Genomic DNA, 8,848 nt, shown 5'->3' on the forward strand with positions numbered 1-8,848 from the left:
ATGTGCCGGTGGCGCTTGCGATCAAGGGATTCGGCAAGACGCTGCCGGACGGCCGCATCGAATGGGTCGTCAATGGCAAGCCGGACGGTTCGGTCACCGTCAATGGTGTCATGGTGAAGCCGGCCGATCCGGTTGAGAATGATGACGGTGACGACAGCGAAGAAGAAACGACGCCGTAGGCGTTTTCGCGATCCGGTCGTCGCTTACATCGAATGTTCATGGTCGTCGTCGCCAAGCGGCAGCGTCCGCAGCGCCCTGCCGACGGCAGCCGGCGGCGTGCCGGTTTCCTCCGCGAACCGCATGAGCGTCGGCTCGTGGGCGAGGATGAACTGCAGCACGCCGGCCAGGAACCCCGGCTCGCCGGCGGCCTGGCGGATGGAATGTGCCTCGATGCCGGTGATCGCCAGGAAACGGGGCAGAAGTTCCGGATCGGCGGCGACGAAGCCCAATGCCTTCACGGCAATGGTTTCCGCTTCCTCGCGCATTGACGCTGCGTTTGCCATCACTACTTTCTTGCGCGGTGAATGAGTCTGTTTTTGGCTGTAATCGCAAGCGTCGCCTGCGGCAAGCCATCTAGCTCTGGAATGCGGAGTTCGCGGTGAAATCCGAAGCTTTTCCGGTAGCCGGTTTCCGTTTCGTCAATTATCTGGCGGTAGAGTGGAGCAGGGTTTGGTGCGTACCGGCGAGGGCGCATGACGGCAACCTTCGAGCGGAAGGCAGGCCGGGACGGGAATTTGATGCCTAAGAAGGTCATGATCGTCGAGGACAATGAGCTCAACATGAAGCTCTTTCGGGACCTCATCGAAGCGAGCGGTTACGAGACGGTACGCACGCGCAACGGCCTGGAAGCGCTGGATCTGGCGAGACTGCACAAGCCGGACCTTATTTTGATGGACATCCAGTTGCCCGAAGTGTCGGGGCTGGAGGTGACCAAATGGCTGAAGGAAGACGACGACCTCCATGTCATACCGGTCATTGCCGTCACTGCATTCGCGATGATGGGCGATGAGGAGCGTATCCGCCAGGGTGGCTGCGAAGCTTATATTTCCAAGCCGATCTCGGTGCCGCGTTTCATCGAAACCATCAAATCCTACCTGGGCGACGCCTGATGCGCCCTTCCAGCCGAGCCGGAGCTTTATGAGATGACTGCACGGATCCTCGTCGTCGACGACATCCCTGCCAATGTGAGGCTGCTCGAGGTCCGGCTGCTTGCCGAATATTTCGAGGTGGTGACCGCCACGAACGGGCTGGACGCGATCGAGACCTGCGAAAACGGCAAGGTCGATGTTGTGCTGCTCGACGTGATGATGCCTGACATGGACGGGTTCGAGGTCTGCCGGCGGCTGAAGAGCGACCCGGCGACGTCGCACATCCCCGTCGTCATGATCACCGCGCTCGACCAGGTTTCGGACCGGGTGCGCGGCCTCGAGGCCGGTGCCGACGATTTTCTGACCAAGCCGGCCAACGATCTGCAGCTGATGACGCGCGTCAAAAGCCTGGTCAGGCTGAAGACGTTGACCGACGAGCTGCGCTTGCGCGCCTCGACCACGCGCAATATCGGCATCGAGGAGCTGTTGAGCCGCAACTTCGCGTCCGCAGACACCACGCCGAAGGTTCTGCTCATCGACGAGCGCAAATCCTCCTTCGAGCGCGTCCAGAAAATGCTGCGCGGCACCGCCGACCTCGACATCGCCACCGATCCGCATGCCGGCTTCTTCCAGGCCGCCGAGACGCCCTATGAATGCGTGATGATCTCGACGGCCTTTGCCGATTTCGATCCGCTCAGGCTCTGCTCGCAACTGCGTTCGCTCGATCGCACCCGTTTCGTGCCGATCATCCTTCTGGCGCAGGAGGGTGAGGAGGGGCGCATCATCCGCGGCCTCGAACTCGGCATCAACGACTATCTGATGCGGCCGATCGACCAGCAGGAGCTGACGGCTCGGCTACGCACGCAGGTGCGCCGCAAGCGCTACAACGACCAGCTGCGTGCCAGCGTCACCCAGACCATCGAGATGGCGGTGACCGACGCGCTGACTGGGCTGCACAATCGCCGATACCTCGACAGCCACCTGCAGACGTTGTTCGACCGTGCCGTAGCGCGGCGACGGCCGCTGTCGATGATGATCACCGATCTCGACCGCTTCAAGACGATCAACGATGCACATGGCCATGACGGCGGCGACGAGGTGCTGCGCGAATTTGCGCGGCGGCTGCGCAAGAATGTGCGCGGCATCGATCTCGCCTGCCGTTTCGGTGGCGAGGAGTTCGTCGTGGTGATGCCGGACACGGACGGCGCCGTCGCCGAAAAAGTCGCGGAGCGCATTCGCGCCGAAATCGCTCTTATGCCGTTTGCAGTCGGTCACGACGGCAAGACGATCGAGGTTACCGTCAGCGTCGGCGTGTCGTCGGTGCTGAAGGGCGTGGACACGGTTGCCGGGCTGATGAAGCGCGCCGATCTCGCGCTCTACGAAGCCAAGAGCGCCGGCCGCAACCGCGTCGTCGCCAAGGCGGCGTAAGGCCAATTCTCCATTCAGTGCGACAGGGTTACGAATTTACCTTAACGCAAGCGATTCGCCGGGCTTGGTTAAGAAATTGTTGATTTTCACAGGCTGTTGCGCAAATGTGCAGATCAATGACGGAACCGGCGCGAGGTAGATAGCCGGATCGATCCGAAGAATACCCCATGATTCAGGTCCGCCGCATCTCCTGGGTCCGTGGGGTCGGCCGGCCGGCGCTGGCACATAGTGGCCTCCTCGTACCGCTGCCAAACGCCGACCGGCCCCCAAAACGCATCAAGACTCTGCGACAAGCATTGGACATTTTGGACTTTTTCGAGCCTTGAAAACCAAAACGCCGCCCATAGGGGCGGCGTTTTGGCTTTAAAGCAGGAAACCAGATTACTTGATCTTGGTTTCCTTGAACTCGACGTGCTTCTTGGCAACCGGATCGTATTTGCGGAACGACAGCTTGTCCGTCTTGGTGCGGCTGTTCTTGCTAGTCACGTAGAAGAAACCGGTGTCGGCGGTCGACAGAAGCTTGATCTTGATGTTTGCGGCTTTGGCCATTGTGTTCGTCCGTTATGTTCGTGGAGTTTTGGCCGCTGGAGCACGGGGAAACACCCGGACGCGGGAAACTTGGCGCGACACATAAAGAACGCGCCCGGAAAGTCAACCCCGTGAGGCTTCGGTGCAGTCGCTTGTGCAAGCCGTGGTCAATATCAGAGCCAGCCGGCAGCCGAGCATGTTCCTAACTATGCGTCTTCCCTAACCGGCGGAGCGGCCTTCTTCAAGTCTCCCGTGGTGTTCCACCAGCGGTTCGGGTTGGAGCGGTCGTCCAAGCCCTTGGAGCGGCTGGCGAGGATCGGCTGAATGCGGATCACCGGCTCCTGATAGCTGTGGGCCTGGAATATCGCTTCGACAATGCGGGCGGCCAACGCCTGATCGTCGGGCAGTTCGAACGACACCTCCACCGTGCCATGCCGTCTGCGCAATTCCGTCTCGGCGCCTGCAGCTACGCCTTCGAGTGGCCGGTAGCGCTCGATGCCGTGCGCCGACTGGTAGGCATTGCTGTTGTACTTGCCCATGGTCAGCGGAGCGATCGCGACCACAGCTTCCATGATGCGGTCGACATCGGAGGCCGGCGCTTGAAAGGTCACAAGCAGCAGCAATTCCATCCGCACCGATTTCGTTTCAAACCCGGAGTCGATCATGGCGGCATCCTCAAATTCGTGGCGTGTTGCTGACAATCTACCCAGGTGCTGCTGACACGGTCATGTCAGCAGCCTTGCGCCACATGAGGCATCGATCGGGTCTTTCTACAGGATTTTTCGGGCGAGCCTGGCGCCGACCAGCGCGATATAGAAGGCGAAGAACACGCCGAGCGCCCAGCCGAAGCCGGAGGGTCCGAAAAGGTCCATGCCGATGCCGATCGCCTGCGGGCCGAGCACCATGCCGACACCATAGCAGAGCACGAAGGCAGCGTTGGCCGAGGCCAGGTCGTGACCGGAAAGCTGCGAGCCGAGATGGGCCAGGCCGATCGTGTACATGGCTGCGACCACGCCGCCCCAGACGAACAGAAGCGCCGCCATCAGATGCCAGTCCTGCGCGAAGTGCGGCATGAAGATAGTGCCGGCAAGCCCGATGGTTGCACACACCAGAAGCAGATAACGGCGGTCGCTGACACGGTCGCTGATCATGCCGAGCGGGATTTGCAACAGCACGTTGCCGAGGCCGATCATGGTGAGCAGGAGGGCGGCATCGGCCTCGGAATAGCCGATGCGGTTGCCATAAACGGGGAACAGCGCAAAGCCGCCGGTCTCGACCGCGCCGAACACCAGCACCGCGGCGGTCGCCGTCGGCACCAACCAGATGTAGCGCAGGAAGTTGCTGGTTTCGCCGTTGGAGACGATGGTCGGGCTCTCGTTGCGTGCTGCCAGGACTGGGATGGCGGCCAGCGTCACCAGCGCCATGATCACGCCGAAGGGCAGGAAGCCGCTGCTGCCGAGCTGGGCGAACAGCCACGGCCCGGCGGCAAAGCCGAGCGACAGCACGGTGGCGTAGATGCCGAGGACGAGACCGCGCCGGTGTGGCGGCGCCGATGTGCTGATCCAGAATTCCGACAGGATGAACAGCACCGTCAGCGCGATGTGCAGCAGGACGCGCAGCGGAAACCACATCCAGAAGTCCGGCGCGAAATGGAAGCCGACAAAGGCCAGCACTCCCGTTGCGATCATGGCGAGCATCGTCCAGGCGACGCCGAACCGCATGGCGAGCGGGGTGGCGAGCGGTGCGCCGACGATCGAGGCGAGGCCGGCGACAGCGGTGTTGAAGCCGATCATCGACGCCGAATGGCCGCGCGTTTCGAGAATTACGCTGAGCAGCGGCATGCCGAGGCCGATGGCGATGCCGACGACACTGATCGACGAGATCGCCGCGATCATCGGCAGCCAATGTACGCGTTCCTCGACCTCTTGCTGGGTATCGACCGTCATGGGATGTGAATGCTCTATGCTCTACAGAATTTCGCGAACGAAGCGATTGCGGACAAGCCGGTAGAACGGCACGGAACCACCGGGACGCAGCAGCGGATCATCGACGAGCCGCTTTTCCAGCTCCTCGAGGATGGCCCTGGTGATGTCGGGAATATCAGCTTCTCTGGCCTTGGCGAGCGGCAGCCAGACCAGTTCCTCCAGCTCGTTGGTCGGACCGCCGTCCGGCAACTCCACGGCGACATCATCGCGCCAGGCGCTGAAGAAGCGCGTATCGAAGCGCCGCACCCGGTTTGGCGGCGTGATGGCGCGCGCGATGAAGCGCAGCGCTTCCAGCGAGGGTCTTACGCCGTGCTCGGCAAAACCCTGCCAATCGCGCCTGGTCGTGGCGAAGGCGCCCTTTTGGCCGATCAGCAGGCCGGCTTCTTCATAGGTCTCGCGAATCGCCGACAGGGCGATGGCACGGGCGCGGGCCGGGCTGGTGCGGCCGACGCCGGCGGTCAGCCTCGCCTGTTCCTCATGGTGCAACGCTGTGGCAACGGGAATTCGGCTGTCGGCCGGATCGGTACGACCACCGGGAAAGACGAATTTCCCCGGCATGAAGGCGTGACGGGCGTGGCGCCGGCCCATCAGCACCAGGAACTCGTCGCCCTTGCGGTCGAGCAGGATCAGCGTCGCGGCGTCGCGCGGGCGTATAGGCTTGGCGTCGAGCGCGATCCGCTGAACCTTGTCGACTTCCGCCTTGGTCATAACGTCCATGCGCACGACCTAGCGGAATCTTCTCCGATGCGAAAGTGGCGTCCAGCCATGCCGATTTGCGCCAGCCTCGGTTTCAAGCCTCGGGATGCGACTCGATCAGATCTTCTTCCCCACCGAAGCCGTGCATATAGAACGCCCATTGCAGGCCGATGACGGCGCCCTTGACCGGCTGCAGCAAGACGATCGCCATGAGGATGGTCAGCGGCACCCAGATGGCGATGTGCTGCCAGGTGGACAAAGTGGAGGTCGCTTCGACACCCATGAACGCGCCGAGCACGATGTGGCCGACGATAACAACCACCAGATAGGCCGGCAGGTCGTCGGCGCGGTGGTGATGGAGCTCCTCGCCGCAATGATCGCATTTATCGACGGTCTTGACGAAAGCGCGAAACAGCTTTCCCTCGCCGCAATGCGGGCAGCGGCCAAGCGCGCCACGCTTCATCGCCGTCCACAGCGGGCGGGCGATGCGGCCCGAATGATGTTCGCCGCCAAAAACCTGTTGGTTCATGTTCAAATCGCTTGGCATTATCGTCTCCTGCCGCGCGAGCCTGGACGCGATTGCGACGCGCGGGCGCGGCCTTTGGCCTTGTGAAACGACCGTTTGGAGCCGGGCAGCGGCTTTGGGTCGGTCAGCATCTCGAAACGCATCGCGCCGGCCATAGGCGCCACCTCGATCAGGCGAACCTCGACGCGGTCGGCAAGCTGATAGCCCTTGCCGGTGCGCTCTCCGAAAAGCGATCGGGCAGTTTCGTCGTATATATAGTAATCGCCGTCCAGGCTTGACACCGGGATGAAACCATCTGCGCCATACTGCGGCAATTGGACAAATAGTCCCGATTTGGTGACGCCCGAAATGCGTGCATCGAAACGATCGTCGACACGTTCGGCCAGATAGGCGGCGATCAGCCGGTCGACCGTCTCGCGCTCGGCGGCCATGGCGCGGCGCTCAGTGGCCGAGATCAGTGCTGAAACCTCTTCCAACCGCTCCGCCTCATCTTGCGTCAGTCCGCCCGCACCAAAGCCGAGGGCGGCAATCAGCCCGCGATGCACGATCAGGTCCGCATATCTACGGATCGGCGAGGTGAAATGCGCATAGCGTTTCAGGTTGAGGCCGAAATGGCCGATGTTGCTGGGCGAATATTCGGCCTGCATCTGGGTGCGCAGCACCACCTCGTTGACCAGACCCTCATGGTTGGCGCCGCGGACGCGATCCAGAATCCCGTTGAACTGGTTGGGCCGCATCTGTGCCCCGCGTGCCAGCGACAGGCCAAGCGTCTGCAGGAATTCGCGCAGCGATTCCTGCTTGGCGAGCGAAGGCGCGTCATGGATGCGGTAGACCAGCGCCTGCCGTTTCGCCTCCAGCGTCTCGGCCGCCGCGACATTGGCCTGGATCATGAATTCTTCGATCAGCTTGTGTGCGTCGAGCCGCTCCGGCACGACGACCCGGTCGACGGTGCCGTCCTCCTTGAGCAGGATTTTCCGCTCAGGCAGTTCAAGCTCGAGCGGCTGGCGCGTCTCACGGCCGCGCTTGACGACGGCGTAGGCATCCCACAGCGGCTTCAGCACCGTGTCGAGGATCGGGCCGGTCTTGTCGTCCGGCGCGCCGTCGATCGCGGCTTGCGCTTGCGGATAGGCGAGTTTCGCCGCCGATTTCATCATGATGCGGTGAAATGAATGCCTGAGCTTGCGGCCATCGGCCGAGAAGGTCATGCGGACCGCCAGCGCCGGGCGGTCTTGGCCGTCGCGCAGCGAACAAAGGTCGTTGGAGATGCGCTCCGGCAGCATCGGCACGACGCGATCCGGGAAATAGACCGAATTGCCGCGCTTCAGCGCCTCGCGATCGAGCGCGGTGCCATAGCGCACATAAGCGGCGACATCGGCAATCGCTACGGTAACCACCACGCCGCCGGGATTCTTTTCGTCCGGATCCGATATGGCGAACACCGCATCGTCATGGTCCTTGGCGTCGGCCGGATCGATGGTGACCAGCGGCAGCTTGCGCCAGTCCTCGCGGCCGGCCAGCGTCGCCGGTTTGACCGCCTCTGCCTCGGCAATGACGTCTGCCGGGAAAATATGTGGAATGTCATGCGCGTGGATGGCGATCATCGAGACCGCCTTTTCGTTGGTCAGCGAACCGAGCACCGTCAGCACCTTGGCTTTGGGCAGTCCATAGCGGGAGGCCCGCGCCGGCTCGACCTCGACCAGATCGCCGTTCTTGGCGCCGTTCTGGAATTCCTTGTCGACGACCAGCTCCGGCTGACGTCTTTCGACAGGCTCGATGCGGAAGGTGCCGTCCTGCAGAACGCGAAAAACGCCGAGAACGGCATCGGTGCGCTTCTCGAAGATCTTCATCACCCGCCCGGTGTAGGCGGGGCCCGTCGCGTCATCGGTTGGAAAGGTCTTGGCCAGCACGCGGTCGCCGATGCCCGGTGTCGGGCCGCCGCCGCGCGACACGCGGATCGCTATGACAGGAGGCTCGCCGTTGCCCACGGCTTCGGTTGGGTGCGCCAGCAGCACGCCGTCGGCGTCTCGGCCAAATATGTCGAGCACGGCGACATGGGCGACGGCGCCGACGCGGGCCAGCCGCTTGCGTTCCTTGGTCAGCAGGCCCTCATCCTGCAGGTCGCGCAAAATGTCTTTCAGCCAGATACGGTCCTCGCCGCGCAGCGCAAACGCCTTGGCGATGTCGCGTTTTCCTGAGCGATCCGGATTTTCGGCAATGTAGCGCAGGATCTCGTCGCGGGACGGCCGGTAGTTATCCCTAACCTTGGCTCTCGTGTCGGCGGTGCGCAGATCGCCATGACTTCTTCCGGATACCCTGCGCGCCACGATGCCCTATCCCTTTTTGTTGGCCACTTTCTTGGCCGCTGGTTTTTGGGCCGCTGGTTTTTGGGCCGCCGGTTTTTTGGCCGCCGCAGGCTTTTTGGCAGGTGCGGCCGCTTTGCGGAAGGGCTTTCTGCCGCCATTGCCGCCCTTGGCTTCCTTCTCGGCAATCAGCGCCAACGCGTCCTCGATCGTCACCGACTGCGGGTCCTTGCCCTTCGGCAGCGTCGCGTTGACCTTGCCGAAATTAACATAAGGCCCGTATTTGCCGTCACGCAC

10 protein-coding genes are annotated in these 8,848 nt (G+C 62.6%); 2 read left to right on the forward strand and 8 right to left on the reverse strand.

Annotated elements, in window-relative coordinates:
* Positions 1 to 203: 203 nt before the first annotated feature.
* Positions 204 to 503, reverse strand: a complete 300-nt coding sequence (locus tag EOA85_RS19440) for a DUF3572 domain-containing protein (RefSeq protein ID WP_127210815.1) — start codon at positions 501 to 503, stop codon at positions 204 to 206.
* Positions 504 to 752: 249 nt separating this feature from the next.
* Here EOA85_RS19440 and EOA85_RS19445 point away from each other — a divergent pair, with 249 nt between their 5' ends.
* On the forward strand, positions 753 to 1,109 hold the full coding sequence (locus EOA85_RS19445; RefSeq protein ID WP_348627919.1) for a response regulator: 357 nt from the start codon (positions 753 to 755) through the stop codon (positions 1,107 to 1,109).
* Positions 1,110 to 1,142: 33 nt separating this feature from the next.
* Positions 1,143 to 2,516: a PleD family two-component system response regulator gene (locus tag EOA85_RS19450; protein WP_127210817.1), complete on the forward strand. Its 1,374-nt coding sequence runs from the start codon at positions 1,143 to 1,145 to the stop codon at positions 2,514 to 2,516.
* 381 nt (positions 2,517 to 2,897) lie between these two features.
* Here the strand turns inward: EOA85_RS19450 and rpmG are convergent, their stop codons facing one another.
* The 7 genes from rpmG to EOA85_RS19490 all read right to left on the reverse strand — a co-directional run.
* The gene (gene rpmG / locus EOA85_RS19460) at positions 2,898 to 3,065 is read right to left on the reverse strand and encodes a 50S ribosomal protein L33 (protein ID WP_006201775.1); all 168 of its coding nucleotides are present in this window, start codon (positions 3,063 to 3,065) and stop codon (positions 2,898 to 2,900) included.
* Positions 3,066 to 3,250: 185 nt separating this feature from the next.
* The gene (locus EOA85_RS19465) at positions 3,251 to 3,709 is read right to left on the reverse strand and encodes a hypothetical protein (RefSeq protein ID WP_065009486.1); all 459 of its coding nucleotides are present in this window, start codon (positions 3,707 to 3,709) and stop codon (positions 3,251 to 3,253) included.
* Between the two features lie 105 nt (positions 3,710 to 3,814).
* A complete protein-coding gene (locus EOA85_RS19470; RefSeq protein WP_127210818.1) occupies positions 3,815 to 4,990 on the reverse strand; it encodes an MFS transporter in 1,176 nt (391 codons plus the stop codon).
* Positions 4,991 to 5,011: 21 nt separating this feature from the next.
* The gene (locus EOA85_RS19475; RefSeq protein ID WP_127210819.1) at positions 5,012 to 5,746 is read right to left on the reverse strand and encodes an NUDIX domain-containing protein; all 735 of its coding nucleotides are present in this window, start codon (positions 5,744 to 5,746) and stop codon (positions 5,012 to 5,014) included.
* Between the two features lie 73 nt (positions 5,747 to 5,819).
* Entirely contained in the window at positions 5,820 to 6,272 is a 453-nt protein-coding gene (locus tag EOA85_RS19480; RefSeq protein ID WP_127210820.1) for a DUF983 domain-containing protein, read from the reverse strand.
* On the reverse strand, positions 6,272 to 8,539 hold the full coding sequence (gene rnr / locus EOA85_RS19485; protein WP_245485881.1) for a ribonuclease R: 2,268 nt from the start codon (positions 8,537 to 8,539) through the stop codon (positions 6,272 to 6,274). The genes EOA85_RS19480 and rnr overlap by 1 nt, the downstream gene beginning before the upstream one ends.
* A gap of 42 nt (positions 8,540 to 8,581) precedes the next feature.
* A partial coding sequence (locus EOA85_RS19490) for a topoisomerase C-terminal repeat-containing protein (RefSeq protein WP_164759754.1) occupies positions 8,582 to 8,848 on the reverse strand: 267 nt, incomplete at its 5' end.

It is taken from the genome of Mesorhizobium sp. M5C.F.Ca.IN.020.29.1.1, assembly GCF_003997375.1.
Lineage (GTDB): Bacteria > Pseudomonadota > Alphaproteobacteria > Rhizobiales > Rhizobiaceae > Mesorhizobium > Mesorhizobium wenxiniae.